This window comes from Micromonospora sp. NPDC048947, from assembly GCF_040649495.1.
In the GTDB taxonomy this organism is placed as follows: domain Bacteria; phylum Actinomycetota; class Actinomycetes; order Mycobacteriales; family Micromonosporaceae; genus Micromonospora; species Micromonospora alfalfae.
This window is the reverse complement of the sequence record NZ_JBEZFO010000017.1, coordinates 22,494-47,456: the sequence shown is the minus strand read 5'-3', so window position 1 is coordinate 47,456 and position 24,963 is coordinate 22,494. Positions and strand designations below refer to the sequence as shown.

The 24,963-nt window shown below is 71.5% G+C and carries 22 protein-coding genes; 12 read left to right on the top strand and 10 right to left on the bottom strand.

The genetic code is table 11. The annotated features are described in order from the left end of the window. Positions 1-17 precede the first annotated feature (17 nt). Entirely contained in the window at positions 18-1,739 is a 1,722-nt protein-coding gene (locus tag AB0B98_RS23325) for a thiamine pyrophosphate-binding protein (RefSeq protein WP_357365259.1), read from the bottom strand. Positions 1,740-1,943: 204 nt separating this feature from the next. Between AB0B98_RS23325 and AB0B98_RS23320 the strand changes: the two genes are divergently transcribed. Together AB0B98_RS23320 and AB0B98_RS23315 are read left to right on the top strand one after the other, a co-directional pair. Further along, positions 1,944-3,023: a phosphotransferase family protein gene (locus AB0B98_RS23320; protein ID WP_357365257.1), complete on the top strand. Its 1,080-nt coding sequence runs from the start codon at positions 1,944-1,946 to the stop codon at positions 3,021-3,023. After that, entirely contained in the window at positions 3,023-4,234 is a 1,212-nt protein-coding gene (locus tag AB0B98_RS23315; RefSeq protein ID WP_357365256.1) for an acyl-CoA dehydrogenase family protein, read from the top strand. Before AB0B98_RS23320 ends, AB0B98_RS23315 begins: the two co-directional genes overlap by 1 nt. Before the next feature lie 448 nt (positions 4,235-4,682). Here the strand turns inward: AB0B98_RS23315 and AB0B98_RS23310 are convergent, their stop codons facing one another. The 6 genes from AB0B98_RS23310 to AB0B98_RS23285 form a co-directional block, all read right to left on the bottom strand. Further along, entirely contained in the window at positions 4,683-5,729 is a 1,047-nt protein-coding gene (locus AB0B98_RS23310; RefSeq protein WP_238671913.1) for a LacI family DNA-binding transcriptional regulator, read from the bottom strand. Between the two features lie 82 nt (positions 5,730-5,811). Further along, the gene (locus AB0B98_RS23305) at positions 5,812-7,233 is read right to left on the bottom strand and encodes a GH1 family beta-glucosidase (RefSeq protein ID WP_357365254.1); all 1,422 of its coding nucleotides are present in this window, start codon (positions 7,231-7,233) and stop codon (positions 5,812-5,814) included. Continuing rightward, positions 7,230-8,072: a carbohydrate ABC transporter permease gene (locus tag AB0B98_RS23300; protein WP_124853396.1), complete on the bottom strand. Its 843-nt coding sequence runs from the start codon at positions 8,070-8,072 to the stop codon at positions 7,230-7,232. Before AB0B98_RS23300 ends, AB0B98_RS23305 begins: the two co-directional genes overlap by 4 nt. Before the next feature lie 10 nt (positions 8,073-8,082). Beyond that, positions 8,083-9,054 (bottom strand): sugar ABC transporter permease, encoded by a 972-nt coding sequence (locus AB0B98_RS23295; RefSeq protein ID WP_238671911.1) that lies wholly within the window; start codon positions 9,052-9,054, stop codon positions 8,083-8,085. Between the two features lie 109 nt (positions 9,055-9,163). After that, the gene (locus AB0B98_RS23290) at positions 9,164-10,453 is read right to left on the bottom strand and encodes an extracellular solute-binding protein (protein ID WP_238671910.1); all 1,290 of its coding nucleotides are present in this window, start codon (positions 10,451-10,453) and stop codon (positions 9,164-9,166) included. Positions 10,454-10,696: 243 nt separating this feature from the next. Then, the gene (locus tag AB0B98_RS23285) at positions 10,697-11,260 is read right to left on the bottom strand and encodes a plasmid pRiA4b ORF-3 family protein (RefSeq protein WP_357365251.1); all 564 of its coding nucleotides are present in this window, start codon (positions 11,258-11,260) and stop codon (positions 10,697-10,699) included. Positions 11,261-11,410: 150 nt separating this feature from the next. Here AB0B98_RS23285 and AB0B98_RS23280 point away from each other — a divergent pair, with 150 nt between their 5' ends. Continuing rightward, positions 11,411-12,157 (top strand): pyrimidine reductase family protein, encoded by a 747-nt coding sequence (locus AB0B98_RS23280; protein ID WP_357365249.1) that lies wholly within the window; start codon positions 11,411-11,413, stop codon positions 12,155-12,157. 32 nt (positions 12,158-12,189) lie between these two features. Here the strand turns inward: AB0B98_RS23280 and AB0B98_RS23275 are convergent, their stop codons facing one another. Then, a complete protein-coding gene (locus AB0B98_RS23275) occupies positions 12,190-12,936 on the bottom strand; it encodes a hypothetical protein (protein ID WP_357365247.1) in 747 nt (248 codons plus the stop codon). After that, the gene (locus tag AB0B98_RS23270; protein ID WP_357365246.1) at positions 12,929-13,447 is read right to left on the bottom strand and encodes a SigE family RNA polymerase sigma factor; all 519 of its coding nucleotides are present in this window, start codon (positions 13,445-13,447) and stop codon (positions 12,929-12,931) included. The genes AB0B98_RS23275 and AB0B98_RS23270 overlap by 8 nt, the downstream gene beginning before the upstream one ends. Positions 13,448-13,681: 234 nt before the next feature. Here AB0B98_RS23270 and AB0B98_RS23265 point away from each other — a divergent pair, with 234 nt between their 5' ends. The 9 genes from AB0B98_RS23265 (at position 13,682) to AB0B98_RS23225 (ending at position 24,413) form a co-directional block, all read left to right on the top strand. Continuing rightward, on the top strand, positions 13,682-15,433 hold the full coding sequence (locus AB0B98_RS23265; protein ID WP_357365244.1) for an ATP-binding protein: 1,752 nt from the start codon (positions 13,682-13,684) through the stop codon (positions 15,431-15,433). An 18-nt stretch (positions 15,434-15,451) separates the two neighbouring features. Further along, a complete protein-coding gene (locus AB0B98_RS23260; protein WP_350859440.1) occupies positions 15,452-16,600 on the top strand; it encodes an exonuclease SbcCD subunit D in 1,149 nt (382 codons plus the stop codon). Further along, positions 16,600-19,074 (top strand): SMC family ATPase, encoded by a 2,475-nt coding sequence (locus AB0B98_RS23255; protein ID WP_357365241.1) that lies wholly within the window; start codon positions 16,600-16,602, stop codon positions 19,072-19,074. Before AB0B98_RS23260 ends, AB0B98_RS23255 begins: the two co-directional genes overlap by 1 nt. Further along, complete coding sequence (locus AB0B98_RS23250; RefSeq protein WP_357365239.1) at positions 19,071-20,030, top strand: hypothetical protein; 960 nt, start codon at positions 19,071-19,073, stop codon at positions 20,028-20,030. The genes AB0B98_RS23255 and AB0B98_RS23250 overlap by 4 nt, the downstream gene beginning before the upstream one ends. 18 nt (positions 20,031-20,048) lie before the next feature. After that, entirely contained in the window at positions 20,049-20,906 is an 858-nt protein-coding gene (locus tag AB0B98_RS23245; RefSeq protein ID WP_357365237.1) for a fused MFS/spermidine synthase, read from the top strand. Positions 20,907-21,031: 125 nt separating this feature from the next. Next, on the top strand, positions 21,032-21,724 hold the full coding sequence (locus AB0B98_RS23240) for a sigma-70 family RNA polymerase sigma factor (protein ID WP_091400696.1): 693 nt from the start codon (positions 21,032-21,034) through the stop codon (positions 21,722-21,724). After that, the gene (locus tag AB0B98_RS23235; RefSeq protein WP_357365235.1) at positions 21,721-22,503 is read left to right on the top strand and encodes a zf-HC2 domain-containing protein; all 783 of its coding nucleotides are present in this window, start codon (positions 21,721-21,723) and stop codon (positions 22,501-22,503) included. Before AB0B98_RS23240 ends, AB0B98_RS23235 begins: the two co-directional genes overlap by 4 nt. Positions 22,504-22,706: 203 nt before the next feature. Then, complete coding sequence (locus AB0B98_RS23230; protein ID WP_238671899.1) at positions 22,707-23,354, top strand: hypothetical protein; 648 nt, start codon at positions 22,707-22,709, stop codon at positions 23,352-23,354. A gap of 138 nt (positions 23,355-23,492) precedes the next feature. After that, positions 23,493-24,413 (top strand): DNA-3-methyladenine glycosylase 2 family protein, encoded by a 921-nt coding sequence (locus tag AB0B98_RS23225; protein WP_357365232.1) that lies wholly within the window; start codon positions 23,493-23,495, stop codon positions 24,411-24,413. Positions 24,414-24,434: 21 nt separating this feature from the next. Here AB0B98_RS23225 and AB0B98_RS23220 read toward each other — a convergent pair whose 3' ends face one another. Continuing rightward, the gene (locus AB0B98_RS23220; RefSeq protein ID WP_357365230.1) at positions 24,435-24,938 is read right to left on the bottom strand and encodes a DUF1990 domain-containing protein; all 504 of its coding nucleotides are present in this window, start codon (positions 24,936-24,938) and stop codon (positions 24,435-24,437) included. Between the last annotated feature and the right edge of the window lie 25 nt (positions 24,939-24,963).

Here is a 24,963-nt window from a genome sequence, read left to right as displayed (position 1 = left end):
GAAGCGGACGCCGACGCTCAGGGCAGCCCGCCCAGGGGCAGGACCGGTTTGGTGGCGAGCTGAGCGTGGTAGTCCGCCGCGGACGTCTCCCGACCCCACTGGGGCATTCCGGCGGGCAGGTCCAGCCGGTCGGTCTCCACCTCGATGAGGGTCAGCTGGGCCGGTGGTCCGTCGATGCCGGCCAGGATGGCGGCCAGCTCGCCTTCGGTGCGGGCGACGTGGGCGGTGAAGGTCCTGTCCCGGGCGAACACTGCGGGGAGTTCCGTGTACCGCCAGTTGTCGATGTCGTTGTACGGCTGGTGCCGTCCGTCGACTGCCCGTTCGACGGTGTAGCCGCCGTTGTTGACGACGACGATGATCGGGCGTTGGTTCGTGGCGAGCATCCGGCTGATCTCCTGCACTGTCAGTTGCAGTGATCCGTCGCCGGTGATCAGCACCGTCCGTCGATCCGGTGCCGCCACCGCGGCGCCGAAGGCGGCCGGTGTGGCGTAGCCGATCGAGCCCCAGATGGGCGGTTCCACAACGGTTACCCCGGCGGGCAGCCGCATCGTCGCCGCACCGAAGGACGGGGTGCCGGTTTCCGGGACGAAGATGTCTCCCTCGCGCAGCATGCTCTGGATCGCCGGCCAGAGCCGTGCCTGCCGGATCGGTTCGTTGTTCGACGGGTCGAGTACGGGCGGGTCGCCCGCCAGCAGCGGCGCGCGTGACCATTCCGTCGTACGGTTCGGGGCGATCTCGTGCAGGCACCGCAGCGCCGCCGGCAACGCGACCGGGGCGAAGCGGGTGCCGGCGACGACGGCGGCGTCCCGGTGCAGACTGATCACCCGGTCCACCTTCAGGTCGGCGGTGAACAGGCCGTCCCAGTCGAAGAACGTGGTGCCCACGCAGACCAGGGCGTCCGCGCCCTCCACCACCTCCGCAACCTCATCGGGGCTGTCGCCGCCGTTGTAGATGCCCACGTAGTGGGGGTCGGACTCGTCGAGTAGTCCCCGTCCCAGCGACTGCGCGGCGACCGGCCAGTTTCGGTCGGCGGCCATGGCGGTGACGGCAGCGCCGAGGTTGAAGCGGATCGGCAGGTTTCCCACCAGCATGGCCGGCCGCTTGGCACCGGCGAGCAGTCGCCGGGCGGCCGCGGCGAAGGCGTCGAGCTGCCCGGGCGCCACCACCGGCTCGGGCCTGGTGAACCGTTTCCCGGGGTCGGCGACCTCGGCGTGGGCCACGTCGCCGGGAATCCGGATGTAGACCGGGCGCTGCTGCGACCAGCACTCGGTGAGCACCCGGTCGACCTCCCCCGCAGCGTTCTGCGCGGTCAGCGAGGTCTGGGCGACTGTCACCTCGCGCGCCACCCGTATCCAGTGGTCGAAGTCGCCGTCGGCGAGCGAGTGGTGCATGGAGGTGTGCTGCCGCATGATCTCTTCGGTCGGACCGCCGACGATCGAGACGATGGGTACCGACTCCGCCATGGCCCCGGCCAGCGCGTTGACCGCCGACAGCTCGCCGGGACCGAACGTGGTGAGGATCGCGGCCACACCCGCGAGGCGGGCGTATCCGTCGGCGCTGTAGCCGGCGTTGAGCTCGTTGCAGCTACCGACCCACTCGATCCCGTCGAACGCCTCGATCTGATCGAGGAAATCCATGTTGTAGTCCCCCGGCAACCCGAAGACATGGCGCACTCCGAGGTCGTGGAGCCGGCTGAGCAACAGCTCGCCGACCGTTGTCGTACCCTTGCTCGCCTTCACCACGATTGACCCCCGTCGCTCCGAAGACCGCCGCCGCGATCCGCCCTCAAGACGATATCCAGGCAGTTGTCGGAAAAGTGGAGATTGTCCGTCATGCCGGCTCAACCGGCGGCGGCGCCACGTCCGAGCGGCCGAAGCCCTCCCGACGACGCATCCGACGAATCTGACCTTGACAACGTGAACGGGCTGCCATCAACTAGTCGGATGAGTGATCCGGCCGTCGATGCGTCACGGCCGGCTGCCGTCCCGACCTCCCCAGCAGGGCTGGACCTGGACCGACTCGCCGACCATCTGGCAACGCACCGACCCGAGCTGGCCGTCGGACCGCTGCGTGCCCAGCTGATAGCGGGCGGCAAGTCCAACCTCACCTACCTGCTGCGCCTCGGCGACCGCGAGGTGGTGCTGCGCCGTCCCCCGCTGGGGCACGTGCTGGCGACCGCTCACGACATGGCGCGCGAGTTCCGGGTCATCTCGGCGCTGGCGCCGACCGAGGTGCCGGTCCCGGGCGCGCTGCTGCTCTGCACCGACCCCGAGGTGATCGGCGCGCCCTTCTACCTGATGGAGCGGATGCCCGGCGAGGTGTTCCGCACCCGCGCGCAGACCGACCCGCTGGGCGACGAGCGCCGCCGGGCCCTGGCCATGGCAATGATGGACACGCTCGCCGCGTTGCACAGCGTCGACCCGTCCAGCGTCGGGTTGGCTGACTTCGGCCGTCCCGAGGGCTACCTCGCCCGGCAGGTCCGCCGCTGGGCCGGGCAGCTCGACCGCTCCCGCAGCCGCCCACTGCCCGGCATCGACGAACTGCGTGACCTGCTCGCCGCGACCGCCCCGGAGGGCGCGAACGCCGGCCGGATCGTGCACGGCGACTACCGGCTGGACAACCTCCTCGCCTCGGCCGACCCGGTCGCCGTGCACGCGGTGCTCGACTGGGAGATGGCCACCCTCGGCGACCCCCTCGCCGACCTGGGGCTGCTGCTCACCTACTGGGACGTGCTCGGCGGCAGCGACACCGCCGCCGGCAACCCCGTCGCCGACGGGCTCGGCCCGCGCGCCGGCTTCCCCACCGGCAGCGAGCTGATCGACAGGTACGCCGGCCGCAGCGATGTCGACGTCGGGCCGCTGCACTGGCACGTGGCGCTGGGCTGTTTCAAGCTCGCTGTCATCTGCGAGGGCATCCACTACCGCCACACGCTCGGGCAGACGCTCGGCGAGGGCTTCGACCGGATCGGCGAGATGGTGGCACCGCTGGTCGCGCACGGGCTGACCGCCGCCAGGGAGCGGTGATGGACTTCTCATACGACAGCCGGACCGAGGAGCTGCGCGCCGAGCTGACCCGGTTCCTGACCGAGCACGTCTATCCGGCCGAGGCCGTGCACGCCGAGCAGGTGGCCACCGGGGACCCGTGGTCGCGTACCCCGGTGTTGGCCGAGCTGAAGGCGGAGGCCCGCAAGCGCGGCCTGTGGAACCTCTTCCTGCCCGACCCGCGTTACGGCGCCGGCCTGACCAACCTCCAGTACGCCCCCCTGGCCGAGCTGACCGGGCGCAGCCCGCACCTCGCTCCGGAGGCGGTCAACTGCGCGGCACCGGACACCGGCAACATGGAGCTGCTGGCCGAGTTCGGTTCGGAGGCGCAGCAGAAGCGCTGGCTGATGCCGCTGCTGGAGGGTGAGATCCGCTCGGCGTTCTGCATGACCGAGCCGGATGTCGCGTCCTCCGACGCCACGAACATCGCCACCCGGATCACCCGCGACGGCGACGAGTACGTGATCAACGGACGGAAGTGGTGGTCGTCCGGGGCCATGGATCCTCGCTGCGAGATCTTCATCGTGATGGGCAAGACCGACCCCACCGCCGACCGGCACCGCCAGCAGAGCATGGTGCTGGTCCCCCGGGACACCCCCGGGGTGAACGTGCGCCGGGGCATGACCGTCTTCGGCTACACCGACGGTTCGCACGGCGGGCACGCCGAGATCGACTTCACAGACGTCCGGGTGCCCGCGGAGAACCTGATCGGCGCCGAGGGCACCGGCTTCGCCATCGCCCAGGCCCGGCTGGGCCCGGGCCGGATCCACCACTGCATGCGATTGATCGGAATGGCCGAGCGGGCATTGGAGCTGCTCTGCAAGCGGGCGCTCGGGCGGATCGCGTTCGGCCGACCGCTGGCCGAACAGGGCGTCGTCCGGGAGTGGATCGCCGAGTCCCGGGTCCGCATCGAGCAGGCCCGGCTGCTGGTACTCAAGACGGCCTGGCTGATGGACACCGTCGGCAACAAGGGCGCGCACACCGAAATCCAGGCCATCAAGATCGGCACGCCGGCGATGGCGGAATGGGTGATCGACAAGGCCATCCAGGCCTACGGCGGCGCCGGTGTCAGCCAGGACACCCCACTGGCCGCCCTCTGGGCACAAACCCGCACCCTGCGCCTGGCCGACGGTCCCGACGAGGTGCACCGCAACTCCCTGGCCAAGCGCGAACTCCGCCGCTGGGCCCAGTAACCCCACCTGGCCGCCCCACTTCCCCGCCGCCCGCGCCCACCCCGCACGCCGCACGTCGCACGCCCCAGGCCGCACGTCCCAGGCCGCACGTCCCAGGCCGCACGTCCCAGGCCGCACGTCCCAGGCCGCACGCCCCAGGCCGCACGCCCCAGGCCGCACGCCGCACGCCGCAGGCCGCAGGCCGCAGGCCGCAGGCCGCAGGCCGCACAAGATCGCGCAGCTTCCTGGATGTAGTGGCTTCCTCACGCACGATGACCACTACATCAAGGATCGAGCGCGATCTTGCGCGATGCGCGGGCGCGCGGTGGGCGCGGACACGGGGTGGCGCGGGCGCGGGCGCGAGCGGGCGCGGACACGGGGTGACGCGGGCGCGAGCGGGCGCGGGGTGACGCGGGCGCGAGCGGACGCGGGGTGACGCGGACGCGCGCCGGAGCGGGGTGGGTGTGGGTCAGGCGGAGGCTCGGTGGACCAGTTGGGTGTCCAGCAGGATGTGGGAGGCGGGTAGCTCCTCGCCACGGATCCGGGCCACCAGCAGGCGGGCCATCTGCCGGCCCATCTCCTCCACCGGCTGGAAGACAGTGGTCAACGGCGGCTCCGCCCGTAGGGCGATCGTCGCGTCGTCGAAGCCGATCACCGCGACGTCCTGCGGCACGCGGCGACCGGCCTCGCGCAGGGTACGCAGCGCACCGAACGCCATGAGGTCGGAGGCGACGAAGACCGCGTCCAGGTCCGGGCAGGCGTCCAGCAGGCGACGCATGGCGGCCGCGCCGCTGCCTTCACTGAAGTCGCCGTACGCGATCAGGTCGGGGTTGACGCCGGCCCCGGTGGCCTTGACCGCCTCGGTGTAGCCGGTCAACCGGGCCAGGCCGACGCCCATGTCCTGCGTGCCGGCGATGGTGGCGATGCGTCGCCGCCCCTGCCGCGCCAGGTACTCCACCGCCTGCCGGGCCCCGCCAACGTTGTCCACGTCGACAAACCAGGCCGGTTGGGCGCCGGGTTGCAGCATCCGGGCGGGCCGACCGCCGAGCACGGCGGGCAGGCCGCGCTCCTCCAGCAGCGTCGGCAGCGGGTCGGAGTCGTGCAACGACAACAGCAGTACGCCGTCGACGTGCTGGTTGGTGAGGTGGTGCTCGACCCGTTCCCGTTCCACCGGCGACTGGGCCATGGCCAGCCAGAGCTGCATCGGTGTCTCCAGCAGCCCGGAGCTGATCCCCCGCACGATCGCGGCGAAGAACGGCTCGGTGAAGACCCGCTCGCCGGATTCGGACACCACCAGCGCGACGGAGTCGGTCCGCTGGGTGACGAGCGCACGGGCGGCCCGGTTCGGCACGTACCCCAGCTCGGCGATGGCCTGTTGGACCGCGGCCCGGGCCTCCGGGCTGACCTGGGGCGAGCCGTTGACCACGCGGGAGACCGTGCCCCGACCGACGCCGGCACGCGCCGCGACCGCATCGAGGGTCGGGCGCCCGAGCGACCGGGTGCGCTGCGTTGTCATCGTCTGCTCCTCCGACGGCGGGCGGACCCGGCGCCACCTGCGAGAGGTGGACGCCGGGGCCGTCCTGATGGCTGGCCCGAGCCTATTGTGCGGCCAGACCGTTGCGCCGGATCACCGAGGCGTACCACTTGGCGCTGGACTTGGGGGTGCGGACCTGGCTGTCATAGTCGACGTGGATCATGCCGAACCGCTTGGTGTAACCCCAGGCCCATTCGAAATTATCCATCAGCGACCAGGCAAAGTATCCCCGCAGAGGCACTCCGGCGTCGATCGCCTCGTGGGCGGCACGCAGGTGGGCGTCGAAGTAGGCCAGCCGATCGACGTCGTCGACCTGCCCGTCGACCACCGAGTCGACGAACGCGGAGCCGTTTTCGGTGACGTACAGGGGCAGGTCGGTGTAACCGTGCACCCGGCGCAGCGTCTCGGTGAGACCCGGGGCGTCGATCTCCCAGCCCATGTCGGTGACCGGAACGCCACGGGTGACGAACCGGACGTCCTCGCTGCCCGGCCAGCACGAGGGGGCCGGGTCGGCCGCCTCGCCCTCGACCGGCGCGGCGACCACGTGCCTGCTGTAGTAGTTGACCCCGACCAGGTCCAGTGGAGTGGAGATGGTCGCCAGGTCGCCGTCGCGCACGTGCTCGAAGTCGGTCACAGTGCTGAGGTCGGCCACCAGGTCCTCCGGGTACGACCCGCGCAACAGCGGATCCAGGAAGAACCGGTTGGCCAAGCCGTCGATACGCCGGGCGGCGTCGGCGTCGGCGGGACTGTCAGTGGCCGGGTCGACCGGGTAGAGGTTGACTGTCACGCCCACCTCGGCGGCCGGCCGGGCGGCCCGCATTGCCTGCACGGCCAGGCCGTGACCGAGCATCAGGTGGTGACCGGCACGCACCGCGTCCGCTCCGTTGGTGCGGCCGGGGGCGTGCACGCCGGAGCCGTAGCCGAGGAACGCTGAGCACCACGGCTCGTTCAGCGTGGTCCAGTAGCGCACCCGGTCACCGAGCGCGTCGGCCATCAGTGTGGTGTAGTCGGCGAAGCGGGCCGCGGTGTCCCGCGCCGGCCAGCCGCCGGCGTCTTCCAACGGCTGCGGCAGGTCCCAGTGGTAGAGGGTGAGCCACGGCTCGATGCCGTTGGCCAACAGCTCGTCCACCAGTCGCCGGTAGAAGTCCAGGCCGGCCGGGTTGGCCGCACCGGTGCCGGTGGGCTGCACCCGGGACCAGGAGACCGAGAAACGGTACGACTTCAGGCCCAGCTCGGCCATCAGCGCGACGTCGTCGCCGAGGCGGTGGTAGTGGTCGCACGCCACGTCCCCGGTGTGCCCGGAGACGACACGACCCTCGGTGTGGCTGAAGGTGTCCCAGATCGACGGGGCACGGCCGTCCACGGCCGCCGCTCCCTCGATCTGGTACGCCGCCGTCGCGGCCCCCCAGAGGAATCCGGGTGGAAAGGTCAGCCCGGGACGCTCGTCGAGGACGTCGACGGCGGGTGGGCTGGCGGGGTTGCTCACGACTTGACGGCACCTTCCATGATCCCGCCGATGATCTGGCGGCCAAACACGAGAAAGACGATTACCAGGGGGATGGTGCCGATCGCCGTGGCGGCGAACACCTGGGAGTAGTCGGTGTAGTAGGCGTACGAGAGGAAGGAGAGCGAGACCTGGAGGGTCGGGTTCTCCGGGGTGAGGATGGCGTACGGCCAGAGGAACGAGTTCCAGGTTTCCATGAAGGTCAGCAGACCGAGGACGCCGGCGGCCGGGCGCAGCGCGGGCAGCACGATGCTCCAGTAGATCCGGAACGTGCTCGCGCCGTCGACGCGGCCGGCCTCGATCAGCTCGTCGGAGATCGCCTGGCTGGCGTACTGCCGCATCATGAACACGCCGAAGGCGGTGACGAGGAACGGCACGGTGACCGCGTAGAGGGTGTCGTACCACCCCAGGTCCTGCATCATGCCCCAGAGCGGGATGAGCCCCATCTGGGTCGGGATCATCATGGTGACGATGATCGCCAGCAGGAGGGCGTTGCTGCCGCGGAACTTCAGCTTGGCGAAGGCGAACCCGGCCAGCGAACCGGTGAGCACCACCGAGACGGTGACCACCGAGGAGACGATGATCGAGTTCATCATGCCGGTGAGGAAGTTGGCGGCGTCGTTGTCGAGCACCCGCCCGAAGTTGTCACCGAACGCGCCACCGGGGGTCAGCGGCGGCGGCACGTCGTTGATGTTGTCCAGGCTGCGGGTGCCGATCACCAGCATGTAGTAGAACGGGTAGATCGACAGCAGCGCCGCCAGGACGAGCGCCAGGTAGGTCAACGGGCTGGTGCGCCACAGGCGCTGGGAAGCCGAGATCATCGATCTCTCCTCACTTCGCCGAGCGGCGGACGAGTAGGAAGTTGAACAGCGACACCACGATGATGATCATGAAGATCGCCCAGGCGACCGCGGCTCCGTAGCCGGCGGTGTTCAGGTTCACGATGCCCATCTCGTACATGTACATGGCCAGCGTCTGGAACTCCCGCTGGTTGCCGCCGATGATGTTGCCGTTGCCGAACAGCAGGGGCTCGGTGAAGAGCTGCATGCCGCCGATCGTGGACAGGATGACCACGAAGATGAAGGTGGGCTTGAGCATGGGCAGGGTGATCTGCCAGAACTGCCGCCACGGACCGGCGCCGTCGATCTCCGCAGCCTCGTAGAGGTCCTTCGGGATCGCCTGCATGCCGGCGAGCAGGATCAGGGTGTTGTACCCGGTCCACCGCCAGTTGACCATGGAGGAGATGGCCGTCCAGGAACTCCACCGGTGCCCGTCCCAGTCGACAGGGTCGACACCGACGAAGCTGAGCAGCCAGTTGAACAGGCCGAACTCCCGCTGGAACAACATTCCGAAGACGATCGCGACAGCGGCCACCGACACCACGTTCGGCATGAAGATGGCCATCCGGAAGAACGTCTTGGCGCGCAGTAGGGACCGGTTGAGCAGGTTCGCCAGGAAGAGGGCGAGCAACAACTGGGGGATGGTCGACAGGGCGAAGATGCCGAACGTGTTGACCAGCGCGTTCCAGAAGTACTCGTCGGACACCAGCCGGGTGTAGTTGTCGAAGCCGATGAACGTGTGCTCGCCGATCATGTCCCAGTCGTGCAGCGACATCCAAGCGGTGCGCAGCATCGGGTACAGCCCGAATACACCGAAGAGCACGAAGAACGGGGCGATGTAGAGGTACGGCGAGTACTTGACATCGAGGCGGTTGAGTAACCTTCCCCGTCGACGTCGGCGAGAGACGTCGGGAGAAGGCGGTGCTGCTGGCGACGGCCGTGCCGTCGTGGCCGACAGGCTCATGCGAATTTCCTTTTCCGGCGAGGCCCGGGGGCCCTCGCGCAGGGCGCTACGCGGAGGGGACCGGCCGGTGGCGTCCGGGAAGCCCCGAACGCCACCGGCAGGGAATCACTCAGAAGGCACCCTGAGTCTTTGCGTCCTTCGTGAACTGCTCCCAGGCCTTGGCCTTGTCGGCCTGCCCGTTCTCGAACGCCCGCAGGGCAGGCTCGAGCGCGTTCTCCTTCACCGCCTGGTGCTTCGGGCCCAGGTGGATCGGCTGGATCTTGGCGACGCTCTCCCCGAAGATCTTGCCGGTCGGCGCGTTGCTGAAGTACTCGTTGGTGTAGCTGAGGAACGCCTCGTTCTTCAGCGCCTCCAGGTTGGTGGGCAGCGGGCCCTTGAGCTTGAAGGCCTCCACCTGGCTCTTGGCGTTGGTCAGGTACTCGGCGAGCTTCGCCGCCTCCTTCGGGTACTTGCTCTGCGCCGGAACGGCGAGCCACGAGCCGCCCCAGTTACCGCCGCCACCAGGCACGGACGCGACGTCCCACTTGCCCTTGTTGGCCGGACCGGAGTTGTCCGACACGATGCCGAGCATCCAGGACGGGCAGAAGGTGGCCGCGAACGTGCCCTGCTTGAAGCCACCCGACCACTCCGGCGACCAGGTGGACGCCTTGGCGGAGATGTCCGCCATCGAGGTGGCGGTGTCCCAGGCGTTCTTCACCGCGGGGCTGGTGTCCGCGATGACGTTGTCTTCCTTGTCGTAGAACAGGTCACCGTTGCCCTGGAAGAGCACGCCGTTGGAGACGGCGGTGATCGAGTCGATGAACGCCTTGCCGCCGCTGCCCTGCTTGTACTTCAGGCCGGCGTCGTGGAAGCCCTTCCAGTCCGGCCAGAGCGCCGACACCTGGTCGCGCTCGGCGGGCAGACCGGCAGCCTGGAACAGGTCCTTGCGGTAGCAGACGGCGAGGCTGCCGACGTCGGTCGGCAGGCCGATCAGCCGACCGTCCGGCGCCTTGCCCAGCTCCCACTTCCAGGGCAGGTACTCCTTCGAGTGGTCGGGGACCAGCGGGCTGAGGTCGGCCCAGTTGCGCGCGTTGGGCTTGAACTCGTTGAGGATGCCCTCTTCCAGCGCGGTGACGTCCGCCGCGCCCTTGCCGGTGGCCAGGTAGCGGACCAGCTTCGGCCGGTACTCACCGAGCTGTGCGGTCTTGCGCAGCTCGACCTTGATGCCGGTGTCCTTCTCGTACTGCTTGACGAGCTCGTCGTAGCCCATCTCGCCGAACGTGTCGACGACCAGCTTGGCCGGCTTCTCGCCGGCCGCCGGCTTGTCGTCGTCCTTGCCGCAGGCCGCGAGACCGCTGATTGCGGTGACCGCAGCCAGGGCAGCGACCGCCAGGCGGGTACGCCGCGTGGTGACACTCATGCGCTGACCCCTCTTTCCGGTGGTGAGGCTGATGTGTGTGGTGGGGGGTGTCTCATCGCGCCAGGCCGGGGATGCGTGAGTGACCCATGCCACCTCCGGGAGCGCTCCCATGAGATTGCCGGCGGGTAACGGGAGTGTCAATAGGGCGATGGGAGCGTTCCCAGATCGTTACCGCTGATCACTCCCGCAACAGCCACCCCAGCGGCACCACCCGGAGCGGGTCTCAGCAGAAGCTGGATCGGTTCAGCAGAAGCGGCGCAGGAGGGTGGTCGCCCGTTCCGGGTCGAAGCCGGACGGGTCGAAGGCCGGACCCGCCCAGTCGCGCAGCACCGCGTGGCGGGAGCTGACGAGGTCGGCAGTGGGACTCTGGTCGTCCAGGGCTTCCAGGAGCGCCTGGTAGCCCAACGGCCCGCCGACACCCTCCGGCGGGCAGGCCCGCTCACCGGCCAGGCAGACCGGGTACCGCTCGTCGGGGTCGGCTGTCAACGCGTCCTCCACGACCAGGTCGTGCTCCCACCAGTCACCGAAGTCGTACGTGTAGGAGAACCGGCTGCCCTTGCCGAGCACCGCGTCGAGCCGCACGTCCAGCTCGTCGTGCGACGCCAACTCCCCGTCCGGGTCTGGCTCGCCGTACTGCACGGCATCGATCTCGAACGAGTGCAGGTGGCAGTCCCGCCAACCCATCGCGTGCTGCACCACCCGGTGCAGCCGGTCCAGCGTGTAGCCGGCCGGCACGAGCACACGGCGCCACACCGGCGGCCGGGTCCCGCCGAGGGACATCTTCAGCTGGAAGATCTGACGCGACATGCTGTCCTGTCCTCCCGCGGCTTAGGCTGCGAGCATGATCTGCCGAGCGTGCCGGGCCCGGCGACACGACGACTGCCCGGGCCGGAACTGGTGCGACTGCCAGCACCGTACCGCCGAACCCACCCCTCCGGTCACCGGTCCGGCCGGCGAATGACCGTCGGAATTCCGATCCGACGGCTCTGGCCCGAGCCGTCGACGCAGCCCCTCGACGACACCGAACTGACCGCCCTCTACGGTCGCGCCGACCAACCCCGGCTTCGGGTGAACTTCGTGACCAGCGTGGACGGCGCGGTCAGCGTGGACGGCTACTCCGCGGGGCTCTCCGGCGAGCCTGACAAACGGGTGTTCGGCCTGCTGCGGATGACCTGCGACGCCCTGGTGGTGGCCGCCGGCACGTTCCGCCACGAGGGGTACCGGGCGGTCCGCCTGAACGAGACCCGCCGCGCCTGGCGTCGGGCCAACGGGCTCGCCGAGTACCCGACGCTGGTGGTCGTCTCCGGCTCCCTCGACCTGGACCCGGCGCAGGCCGCCTTCGCCGACGCGCCGACCCGCCCGATCGTGCTCACCCACACCGACACCGACCCACCGCCCGGGCTCACCGACGTCGCCGACGTGCTGCGCTGCGGCACCGGGCGGGTCGACCTGGCCGCCGGCCTCGCCGAGCTGCACGGACGCGGGCTGACCCAACTGCTCTGTGAGGGCGGCCCGCACCTGTTCGGCGCGTTGACCGCCGCCGACCTGGTGGACGAGCTGTGCCTCACCGTCTCGCCGCTGCTGGCCGGGCCCGGCCCCGGCCGGATCACCGCCGGCGACACCGCGCCACCCCGGCATCTGCCGTTGCGGCACGTGCTCGCCGCCGAGGACGGCGTCCTCCTGCTCCGCCACGCCCGTCGGTAGGTCGGTTGGCGCGCAGCGAGGCGCGGATGAGATCAGTCCGTGAGCACCGCCCCCGGAGCCCACGGGATCCGGTAGCGCTGGCCGTCCGCGGTACTCGCCCAGACCTGCACCTCGTCGTACGGCTCGGCGGCGACCACCTCCGCCACCGCGCCGCGCGGCGCCGGGCCGACCGGGTGCGACACGCCTGCGGCGACGACCTCGACGGTACGGCCCGGCGGCGCCTGGACCAGCACGTAGAGCCGACCACCGGAGCGCCGCGCCACTGCCACACCCAGCCCGCTGCCGGTGGCTCGGACCGCCGTACAGGCCGCGTCACCGTCGACGCAGGCCAGGTCGTACGAGAGGTAGTCACTCAGCCGCCGCGGATCTCCCCCGTCCGGGGCGGTCCAGACCTCCGCCGCCCGACCCCCGGCGGCCCGCTCCGCGCCGTGTGGCTCCCGTCCGACAAGCACGAGCGTCTCCGTCCCGGCACGGCCGACGGCGACCACCTGCGCCTGCGTCACGGGCCGACCGTCAGGATCGACGATCCCGGCCGGGACGTCGACAACCGCGCTCGGCCCGATGCCGCCGGCCTCGCCGTCACCGCGACCGACCGGCCCCAGCTGCGAACCCAGCAGCACCCCCACGGCGACCGCTACCGCGGCCGTGCCGCCCGACAGCAGCAGACGTCGGCGACGCCGCGCCCGGCCACCCGTGATGACCCGGCGGGCGAAGTCGGGCGGCAGTTCCACGGTTGCGACAGCATGGTCGAGCAGGCCGGCCACCTCGTGGTCACGCATGGTTCTCCTCCGCGAGGTCGAGATCGAGTGGAGAGACACCGGCGGCTTCCAGTCGGGTCCGCAGACGGTGCAGACCACGGGAAGCCTGGCTCTTCACCGAGCCCACCGAACAGTCCAGTTCGGCGGCTGCCTCCGCCTCGGAGAAGCCAAGCCAGTACCGGAGCACCACCACCGCCCGCATCCGCGGTGGAAGCTCCCGCAGTGCCTCCAGCAGCAGCTCCCGGTCGTCGACACGGGTCATCTCATCCTGCTGCGGCGTCGCGTCCGGAAGACCGGCGACCCGACGTCGGTTCCACGGCGAGCGCCACCGGCTGACCAGCCGGTTGGTCATCGCGCGACGCAGGTAGGCCTCCGGCTGCCGTTGCCGGACCACGTGCCAGCGCGGGTACGCCTGCTCCAGCACCTCCTGCAGCAGGTCCTCGGCGTCCGCCCGCTGCCCGGTGATCAGTACGGCGAAGCGGAGCAGTCGCGGGCCGCTCGTCGCGACGAAAGCGCCGAAGTCGTCATTCATGCGTGCTCCATGCCTAGGTAACGCGACCGGCGCTCCGCGAGTTGAGTCCGGACCTCGCGCGGTGTACACGTACACGACTCCCGCCCACCTGGTGCGCTCGGTCGAGCACCCAGCGTCATGAGTGTGACGGCGCATGGTGTCGTCCGCCGCGTCGCGTGGCGACCTGTCGTACTCCTCGGGCAGGATGCACTGCATGCGCGCCGACAGTGATGCCCGAGCGACCCGAGCCGCCCGATGACCGACGCCGAGCTCGACAGCCCGGGCGAAGTCGTCGGGCGGGTGCTGGGCACCGCCGACGCCACCCCGTTGCAGTTCTGGACGGCGGTCGCGCCCGGCAGCTACCTCCAGCTCGACGACGTGGTGGTCACCCGGCGGGAGCTGCCGGACCGGGAGCCGGTGACGATCGCCGGGGTGGTCACCCAGGTCCGCGCTCGGCACGAGGGCGCCCAGTTCGAGTCCGACGTGTTCGCCATCGCCGACGGCACGCTGCCCGCGCAGGTGCAGGAGGCCGCCGAGGTCACCACCACCCGGGTCGATCCGGAGCTGTACGTGCCGCCGACCCCGGGCGCGGTGGTGCACCGGGCCGAGGGCGACGCCCGGGCGCGCGCGCTGCACTTCGACCGGATGGAGCGGCGCATCCCGATGGGAATGGGTCGGGACGGCGTCCCGGTCTATCTCAACGCCGACTTCCTCGACGGCAGCCGGGGCGCACACGTCTCGATCTCCGGCATCTCCGGGGTGGCCACCAAGACCAGCTTCGCCACCTTCCTGCTCTACTCGGTGTTCCGCTCCGGGGTGCTGGGCGGCGACGCGGTCAACGCCAAGGCGCTGATCTTCAACGTCAAGGGTGAGGACCTGCTCTTCCTGGACCACCCCAACACCCGCCTCGACGAGCCCACCCGCGCGGCGTACGCGAAGCTCGGGCTGAGTGCCGGCGCCTTCCCCGACGTGCGGGTCTACGCCCCGCCCCGGGTCGGTGACCCGGCCGGCACGCCGGATGTGAGCAGCCGGCTCACCGGGGTGGACTCGTTCTACTGGACGCTGGACGAGTTCTGCGCCGACCGTCTCCTGCCGTACGTCTTCGCCGACGCCGACGACGAGCGCCAGCAGTACACGATGGTGGTCCACTCGGTGGCCGCGCACCTGGCCCGCTACGCCCAGCCGGCCGACGGCGGGGTGAGCATCGACGGGGTCCGGCTCGGCTCCTACGGCGACCTGGTCGACCACATCGTCGACCAGCTCAACGACGACGAGACCCGCTCGGACTGGGCGGGCAGCGCGGTCGGTCTGGGCACCGTCAACGCGTTCGCCCGACGGTTGATCGGCAGCAAGAAGGACCTGGCCCGGCTGATCCGTGGCGACCTCGCCACCCGTCGCCCGCACTCGATCAACACCAGCGAGTCCGCGCAGGTCACCGTCGTCGACCTGCACAACCTTCCGGACCGCGCCCAGCGGTTCGTGGTGGGTGTGACGCTGAAGAGCGAGTTCGAGCGCAAGGAGAAGTCCGGCACCGCCAAGCCGTTGCTCTTCGTCGTGCTCGACGAGCTCAACAAGTACGCCCCCCGGGAGGGCTCCTCGCCGATCAAGGAGGTCCTGCTGGACATCGCCGAGCGGGGCCGCTCGCTCGGGGTGATCCTGATCGGCGCGCAGCAGACGGCGAGTGAGGTGGAGCGGCGGATCGTCACCAACTCGGCGATCCGGGTGGTCGGCCGGCTCGACCCGGCGGAGGCGTCCCGCCCGGAGTACGGCTTCCTGCCGCCCGCGCAGCGCCAGCGGGCGTTGCTGGCCAAGCCGGGGACCATGTTCGTCAACCAGCCGGACATCCCGGTGCCGCTCTGCCTGGAGTTCCCGTTCCCGGCCTGGGCCACCCGGGTCTCCGAGGCGGGCCGGGCACCATCGGAGACGCTGCGCTCGATCACCCAGTCCGCCGACCCGTTCGCCGTGGTGGGCTCCGGCGGCGGCACCGACGACGACATCCCGTTCTAGCTAGGGGCCGGCACAGCCATGAAGATCCTGCACACCTCCGACTGGCACGTGGGAAAGGTGCTCAAGGGGCAGTCCCGGGCCGACGAGCACAAGGCCGTGCTGGCCGGGGTGATCGAGATCGCCCGTGCCGAACAGCCGGATCTGGTGATCGTCGCCGGTGACCTCTACGACACCGCAGCGCCCAGCTCGGAGGCGACCCGCCTGGTCACCAGGGCGTTGACGGCGTTGCGGCGGACCGGCGCGGACGTGGTGGCGATCGGCGGCAACCACGACAACGGCCCGGCGCTGGACGCGCTACGCCCCTGGGCCGATGCCGCCGGCATCACGCTGCGCGGCGGGGTGCGGGAAAACCCGGACGAGCACGTCATCGACGGCACCACAGCAGGTGGCGAGCGGTGGCGGCTGGCCGCGTTGCCGTTCCTGTCCCAGCGGTACGCGGTGCGCGCGTTGGAGATGTACGAGCTGACCGCCGCGGAGACCAATCAGACGTACGCCGACCACCTGGGCCGGGTGCTGGGGCGACTGACCGAGGGTTTCACCGAACCGGACCGGGTGCACCTGGTCACCGCGCATCTGACGGTGACCGGCGCGGCCACCGGTGGTGGTGAGCGCGACGCGCATACGGTGTTGGGCTACGCCGTTCCGGCCACCGTCTTTCCGGCCACCGCGCACTACGTGGCGCTGGGTCACCTGCACCGGGCGCAGCGGGTCGCGGGCCCCTGCCCGGTGCGGTACAGCGGTAGTCCGCTCGCTGTGGACTTCGGTGAGCAGGAGAACATCCCCTCGGTGACGATTGTCGAGGTGACGGCCAGCACCGCAGCCCGGGTGCGGGAGGTGCCGGTGACGGCGGCGAGCGCGCTGCGGACGGTGCGGGGCACCCTGGCCCAGCTCGCCGAGATCGAGGCACCGGACGCGTGGCTGCGGGTGTACGTGCGGGAGCAGCCCCGCGCCGGTCTGCGCGAGGAGGTCCAGGAGCTGCTCCCCCGGGCCCTGGAGATCCGGATCGACCCGGAGCTGTTGGCCGCGCCGGGCAGCGGCGCGCGCATCGCCCAGCGGTCGGGGCGTTCGCCCCGGGAGTTGTTCGCCGACTACCTGGACAGCCGGGGCCACGCCGACGAGGGTGTCCGGGAGCTCTTCGACGAGCTTTTCGAGGAGGTCGAGCACTGATGCGTCCGATGCGGTTGGACATGGCCGGGTTCACTGTCTTCCGGGACGAGACCACAGTCGACTTCACCGACGCCGACTTCTTCGCGCTGATCGGCCCTACCGGTTCGGGCAAGTCGACAGTGCTGGACGCGATCTGCTTCGCCCTCTACGGCATGGTGCCCCGCTGGGGTGGTGCCCGAGGGTTGGCGAACGCGCTCGCGCCGTCGGCGACCGAGGCGCGGGTCCGCCTGGTCTTCGAGTCCGGCGGCGCCCGGTACGTGGCGACCCGGGTGGTCCGCCGGGACGGCCGGGGCAACGTGAAGACCGCCAACGCCGGGTTGCAGCTGATGCCGGCCGGCTTCGACGTGACCAAACTCGACACCGGGTTGAGTCCGGACGACCTCGGTGAGGTGGTGGCCGGCACCCCCGCCGAGATGGAGCAGGCGGTGCTGGAGGCGGTCGGGCTGCCGTACGAGCAGTTCACCAGCTGTGTGGTGCTGCCGCAGGGGCAGTTCGCCGACTTCCTGCACGCCAAGCCGGCGACCCGGCAACAGATCCTGGTCAACCTGCTGGGCCTGGGCGTCTACGAGGACGTGCAGAAGAAGGCGACGGCGCGCGCCGCGCAGGCGGAGGCCCGGCTGGAGGCGGTCGACCAGGTGCTCGCCGGGTTGACCGGCGTGGACGACGAGGCGTTGGCCGAGGCCGACGCCCGGGTGGAGCGGATGGCCGAGCTGGCGGCCGCGGTGGCCGAGGCGGTGCCGGAGCTGGCGGCGGCCCGGGTCACCGCCCGGGAGGCCGCGGCGGCGCTGACCGCGCTGGACGACGAGTTGACAGTGCTGACCGGGGTGCGCGCGCCGGCCGGGGTGGCCGCCGTCGCTCGCGCGGTCGCCGCGGCACGGGCCGACGCCGAGGCGGCGGCGACCGGGGTGTCGCTGGCCGAGGAGCGGGAGGACAAGCTGCGCGGCGAGCTGGCCGCCGCCGGTGACGAGAGCGCGCTGCGACTGCAACTGCGGGCGTACGACGATCGGGATCGGCTGTCCGGCGAGGCGGACACGGTCCGGGCGACGGTGCGCGCGGCGAATGACGAGCACGCCGCCTCGGTGGCGGCGCTGGCCGCCGCACGGGTGGTCGCCGAGCGGGCCGACGCCGAGCTGGAGGCGGCCTTCCGGGCGCACGAGGAGGCGAAGGCCACCGACCTGGCGGTGAGCCTGCGGGTCCACCTGCATGCCGGCGCGGCGTGCCCGGTGTGCGAGCAGCCGGTGGCCGAGGTGCCGGCGGTGCCGGCCGATTCGGCGGTGGCGGCCGCGACGGCGGCGGGCAAGGCCGCGCGGGCCGCTACCAAGGCCGCGCAGGCGACGGTGCAGGAGCGGGACACGGCGGCGCGGGAGCTGGAGCGGCTGCTGGTGCAGGCGCGAGCCCGGCAGGAGCAGACGGAGGCCCGGCTGGCCGAGCTGGACGGGCAGCTCTCCGGTGCGGCTGAGCCGGCCGTGCTGCGCCGGGAGTTGGCCGAGCACGCCCGGTTGCGGCGCGCGCTGGAGGAGGCGGCGACCGCGGTTCGGGCCGGTCGCGAGACCGCTCGGCAGGCCCGGGCCGCTGTGGACGCCGCCGAGGAGCGGCTGCGCTCGGCGTGGCGGGCCTTTGACACCGCCCGTGACGGGTTGGCCCGGTTCGGCCCACGGGCGACCGATCGGGACGACGTGGCTGCCGCGTGGGCGACGCTGACCGAGTGGGCGACCACCGAGGCGGACCGCCGCCGCGTCGAGCGGGCCGGTCGGGCCGCCGCGGTGGCGGAGGCCGAGTCGGTGGCCGACGGGGTGCAGCGGGCCATCGCTGGCATCTTCGCCGCCGCCGACGTGCCGGTCGGGGACGACCCGGTGCACGCGGCGACGGTGGCGGTGGAGCGGGCCGACGCCGACCGACGGCGGCTGCACGAGCGTCGCGAGCAGGCCGGGACGTTGCGCGAGCAGCGGGCGGGGCACGAGCGGGAGGCGCAGGTGGCGCGCGCGCTCGCCGGGCACCTGCGGGCCAACAACTTCGAGCGGTGGTTGCTGGCGGAGGCGTTGGACCTGCTGGTCGACGGCGCGTCGGGGATCCTGCGCGAGCTGTCCTCCGGGCAGTACGAGCTGGTGCACGACAAGGGTGAGTTCGTGGTGGTGGACCACCATGACGCGGGGCTGCGTCGCGGCGTGCGCACCCTCTCCGGGGGTGAGACGTTCCAGGCGTCGCTGGCGCTGGCGTTGGCGCTCTCCGAGCAGTTGGCCGGGATGTCCACCACTGCGGCCAGCCTGGAGTCGATCGTCCTGGACGAGGGTTTCGGCACGCTCGACGCCGCCACCCTGGACACGGTGGCGGCGACCCTGGAGAACCTGGCGGCCCGGGGCGATCGGATGGTCGGGGTGGTCACCCACGTGCCGGCGTTGGCCGAGCGGATCCCGGTCCGCTTCGAGGTGCGCAAGGATGCCCGGTCAGCGCGCGTGGAGCGGACGGGCCGGTGAGCGACGCCGCGTTCTTCGTCGATTCGTGGGATCCGGCGTACGGGGCGTCGTTCGAGGCGTCCGCCGCCGGGCCGGCCGCGCCGAGCAGCGCCCAGGTCGACGCGGACGTGGAGCTGCCCGCCGTGGACTGGCGGGCGATCGGGGTACGCCCCGGGGTGCGGGCGCCCGACGTGGTGTTGCTCGTCGACGGGGTTCGCCGCATCGACGCGAGCATCTGGACGGCGGAGACCGACGGCGTGTCGTTCCCCGGGTTGGCCGCCTCGTACGCGGCCGGGGTGGTCCGGTGCGACCTGGGTCGGGGTGCGGCGCAGTTGGCGGGCACCCGGGTTGGTCGGGGCCTGTTCACCGCGAGCCCTTCGGCGCAGGACGTGGTGGCGGGTGCGATCCGTTACCCGGTGCACCGGGTGGGTGGCGCCGGTGAGCTGGCGAAGCTGCCGGCGGCCGTGCAGGGCCCGCTGACCGCGTTGGAGGTGGCGGTGTCCGACGCCGCCCGGGTCGACGGTGACCTGTTGGTGGTGGACGGCCCGTTGCGTAGTCGCCGGCAGTTGCCGCGCACCCTGGGCTACATCAAGACGCAGCACAGTCAGTACCTGGATGCCCGGCTGACCGCGGTGGTGACGGGCATGGCGTCGGGTGAGCGCTCCCCGGTGTTCCGGCTCGGCACCGCCTGGGGCGGTTGGTCGTGGTATTTGCGGCTGCCGGTGGCGATCGGTGCGCCGTGGGCGGGCATCGTCCGGGTGGAGTGCTCCGCCGACCTGCCCGTCGAGGCGGCGATCGAGCTGGCCGACCTGTCGCTGGCGACCCTGCCGCGCTTCGCTTCCACCCCGTACAAGGATCCGCGGGCCCCGCAGAACCTGATTCCGATCGCCGGTCTGGAGCGTCGACTGCGGGCCCTGCTCGGCGATTCCCGGCTGCTGCACCGCGCGTTGACCGCCGCGGCCCGCGCCGCCCGATGAGCGCGGAGACTGGTTACGGTGGGGCGTAAACGGGCTGGTGACCGGGTGGTCGAGCAGGTGGACACCGGGCTGGCGGAGTTGGTGCCGGATCCGGACCGGGCCGGCTCGTGGACGCTGCTGCTCGACGGCGCGCCGCAGTCGCACGTCGACCTGACCGATCCCACCCACCTGGAGTTCGAGTACGTGCGGCGGTTGGCCGCGGCAGTGGATCTGATCGCACCTGCCGGTGCGCCGCTGCGGGTGTTGCATCTGGGTGGTGGTGCGTTGACCCTGCCCCGGTACGTCTCCGCCACCCGACCCGGATCGACCCAGCGGGTGTCCGAGGTGGATGGTGCGCTGGTGGAGCTGGTCCGTCGGGCGTTGCCGTGGCCGTCCGACGCCCGCTTGCGGGTCCGGGTGGAGGATGCCCGCGCGGTGCTGGCGTCCACCCGGGAGGCCAGCTACGACGTGGTGGTCGCCGACGTGTTCGCCGGTGCGCGTACGCCGGCCCACCTCACGTCTGTGGAGTACGCGGCCGAGGTGGCCCGGGTGCTTCGCCCCGCCGGTTGGTACCTGGCGAACCTGGCCGACGGTCCGCCGCTGCGGCACGCCCGTGGGCAGGTCGCCACGGTCCGTTCGGTGCTGCCGCAGGCCTGTCTGGTCGGGGACGCGGCGGTGCTGCGGGGGCGCCGGTACGGCAATCTGGTGCTGGCCGCCGGGCGGTCCGCACCGCCGGTGCCGGAGCTGACCAGACGCGCCGCCGGTGACTGGTTCCCCGGTCGGGTGGTGGCCGGCGACGACCTGGACCGCTTCGTCGGTGGCGCGCAGGTGGTGCGGGACGCCGACGGGACCGGCTCCGATCCGCCACCGCCGGGGCTGTTCTCGGTGCGCCGCTGACCGTCCACTCCATATCGGTGGGGAAGTTTTTCCGTCGTTTGTTGATCCGCTGGGGCCGGCGCTGCGTACCACCGGGCGGCCCACCTCGTGGGCCGGCGTTGGTCACGGACATCCCGGAGGTCTGCATGCACGCGGTGGCGGCCGGTTGGCATGGCGACGCGGTACGCGCTGACTGGTTGTCGGCGCGACCCTCGTCACGGTCAACCTCGTCTGCCCGGGGGGTCGACGCGCGGGCGACGCCTCGCCAGAATGGTCCGGTGACGCCGCGACCGGCGCCCGGACGCCATCAGGCGACGACAACCGAGGCCAGCCACTCCGACCAGTTGATCCGTCAGCTCTATGCCGAGCATGCCGGCCCGTTGCTGATGTTCGTCATGCGCCTGACCGGGGGGGACCGGCAGCGCGCGGAGGACATCGTCCAGGAGACGCTGCTGCGGGCCTGGCGCAACGCGCACCGCCTGGGCACCCAGGGGCAGGGTTCGCTTCGGCCGTGGTTGGTCACTGTGGCCCGCCGCATCGCCATCGACGAGCACCGCAGCCAGGAGGCCCGGCCGCCGGAGACGTACGACCGGGACCTCACCGCGTTCGCCGAGGCGGACAGCACCGACCGGGTGCTGCGGACCATGACTGTGGCGGACGCGCTGCGTACGCTCAGTCAGTCGCACCGGGAGATCCTGATCTCGACGTACTTCCGGGGGCGGACGGTGCCGGAGGCCGCCGAGGAGTTGGGTCTGCCGCTCGGCACCGCCAAGTCGAGGGTCTACTACGCGCTGCGCGCGCTGCGCACGGCTCTGCAGGAGCGGGGGGTGACAGAATGAGCCGGCCGGAGCATATGGACGTCGCGGCGTACGCGCTCGGTGTGCTCGACGAGCAGGACACTGAGCGGTTCGAGGAGCATCTCGCCACCTGCTGGGCGTGCGCGGCCGAGTTGGAGACGATGGTGCCGGTGGTCGGGCTGCTCTCCGACATCGACGGCGAGACGATGATGGCGCTGGAGCAGACGGCGACCGACCCGGCTCTGCTGGACCGGACGCTCGGCGCGGTCCGGGCCGACCGGCGGCGTACCCGGTTTCGTCACATGCTCGCTACGGCCGCCGCGATCGTGGTCTTCGGCGGTCTGACCGGGTACGGCTTCGTCAGCGTGACCGGCAACGAGCAACCGCCGGGGGTGCTCGCCGAGTCGACGCCGAGCGCGCCGAACGACCCGACGACGAGCGTGCCGACGGCCGCGCCGAGCGGCCCGGGTGTGGGCGGCACCGAGGTGGAGGGCGATCAGGTCGAGGCGACCGACCCGACCACCGGTGTGCAGACCACGATGTTCCTGGTGACCAAGGACTACGGCACCCGGATCAATTTCAGCCTGCGGAAGCTGCCCGGCCCACGTATCTGCCGACTGGTGGTGGTACGCAAGAACGCCACCACCGAGGTCATCTCGACCTGGTCGGTGCCGGAGGGCGGGTATGGCACCAACACCCGGCCGCAGGGTCTCGAACTGAGCGCCACGACGTCGGCTCTGCCGCCTGACATCAAGCAGCTCCAGGTGCAGTCGGTGGATGCCAACGGCGTGGCGAGTCCGCTGGTCACCGTACCCATGTAAGCGTGCCTACCGCATCGGCGCCGGTCATTGTCACAATGACCGGCGCCGATCTGTCGTTGCGCGAAGGGTCCCTCGCGGGGGCGTACGTATGGTGGCCGGAAACGGTTCAATCGGTTTACGTGAAATTGACCACTGTTACTACTTCAACCTTGACAGCCTGCCCGCCGTACCTATGGGTGAACTGTCAAGAATGAGGAGGGCACGTGGCACAGATGAAGCGGACCGTCATCGTCGCGAGCGCGATGGTCGCACTAACGGCCTGCGCTCCCGCGGGTTACGACGGGGCGAACTCGAGCGCGGCCGAGCCGGTCGCCGTCGCCGCGGCCGAGCCCACCGCGACGGTTGAACCTGAGGCCTCGGCTTCCGCGGAGGCGCCCGCCGCCGACGCCCCGCCCGCGGACGTCGACCTGACCGAGAAGTTGGTCGGTAAGAGTGTCGCCCGGATGGGCAAGGTGGTCACCGACCAGGACGGCTGGATCCTGTACCGCTTCGACAAGGACACCGCCGACCCGCCGTCGTCGAACTGCGTCGACAAGTGCGCCGAGGTGTGGCCCCCGGCACTGACCGACGGCAACCCGGAGCTCACCGGCGTCTCGGACGACAAGGTCAGCAGCGTGACCCGGCAGGACGGCACCCGGCAGCTCACCGTCGGCGGCTGGCCGGTCTACCGCTACATCGGTGACAAGAAGCCCGGCCAGTGGAAGGGCCAGGCTGTCGGTGGCACCTGGTTCGTAGTCCAGCCGGACGGCAAGAAGAACCTGAGCTGCCTGCCCAAGGGCACGCCCAAGGCGGTCGCACCGCCGGCGGACAGCGGCTCGAACGACGCCGGCGGCGCGGGCTACTCGTACTGAGCCTGGTCGCCCACGAGGGCACGGTGGTCGGTCGTCGCCGGGGAGGGCGCGGCCGGCCACCGTCGTGTCCGGGGCGATTCCCGGGCCGGACCGGTACGGCGGTCGTCAACCCCCACCGTGACCTGGCAGAGTAGCGGGGTGACCGAGACCGAACCCGCCGCGACCAGGGTGCTGCGCCCACCGGTCGGCTACCGGCTGGCCGCCTCGGTCCGCGCGCTCACCTTCAGCCCGTACGATCCGTGCGCCCGGGTGGCGGCCGGCACCTTCTGGTGGGCCACCCGCACCCCGGACGGTCCGGCCACGCTCGCGCTGCGACCGGCTGGCGGAGAGTTGCTCGCGGAGGGGTACGGGCCGGGCGCCGAGCACGTCCTCGCCCGCGCCGACGCGATCGCGGGGCTGCGCGACGACCTGACCGGCTTCACCGAACTGGCAGCGGCGCACCCCCTGGTCGCCAGGCTGGCCCGGGAGCACCGGGGCCTGCGGATGCCCGCGACCGGGGAGGTCTTCCCCCGACTGCTACGCGCGGTCTTCGAGCAGAAGGTCACCGGCAAGGAGGCCTACCGGGCGTACGCGGCGATGGTGCGGCACTTCCGGGAGCCGGCTCCCGGCCCGTTGCAGCCTCTGCTCCTGCCGCCCGAGGCAGCCACCGTGGCCGCGGCCCCGTACTGGGTGTTCCACCCGTTCGGGGTGGAGCAGCGGCGCGCCGACACGCTCCGCCGCGCCGCCGCGCTCGCCGACCGCCTGGAGCGCAGCACCGACGCCACCGACGCCACCCGCCGGCTGACCGCGATCCCCGGCATCGGGCCGTGGACGGCCGCCGAGGTGGTCCGGATCGCGTACGGCGACCCGGACGCGGTCAGCGTCGGCGACTACCACATCCCGAACACGGTGGCCTGGGCGCTCGCTGGCGAACCGAGGGGCGACGATGCCCGGATGATGGCCCTGCTGGAGCCGTTCCGAGGTCACCGGGGCCGGGTCTGTCTGCTACTGGAGGCGGCCGGCATCCGGGCGCCGAAGTACGGCCCGCGCGCCCCGATCCGCTCGTTCGCCAGGTTCTGAGTCGCTCCAGCGCCAGGTGTTTCAGCGACCCGCGCAGAGCCGACGCAGGGTACGGCCGAGCCACCAGGCGTACGCGTGCTGCACGGCCCGAACCGCCGGGCCTCCGGCGCGGGTGAACCAGCGGTCCGGCAGGCTGAACGCGCGGACCTCGAACCAGACCGCGCCGCTGTCGTCGCGGACGACCTCGAACGCCTCCTCGCCCCGTTCCGGGTGCCCGGGCAGGGTGCCGTAGCCGAAACCGGCGAGCGTGGGCGAGTCCGCGCTCCAGACCACCTGGCAGGGCCCCCAGAGGCGGGCCGGGCCGACGCCGAGGCCGGAGGTCACCAGCACACCGGTGGTGGCCCGCGGCGCGTCGGTGCGAATCTGGACGCCAGCGGCGCGGTGCAGCCGCCAGCTCAGCACCGCGTCGGCGGCGGTCTCGAAGCAGCCGCCGGGCAACGGATACCGGTGGCGCAGGTGGTGGTACCCGCCGGGCAGCGGCCCGTGCCGGGTCGACCCCACCTCCGGGTACGTCAGCTCGGCCACCGTTGCCCCCTCGACCTCGACCGGA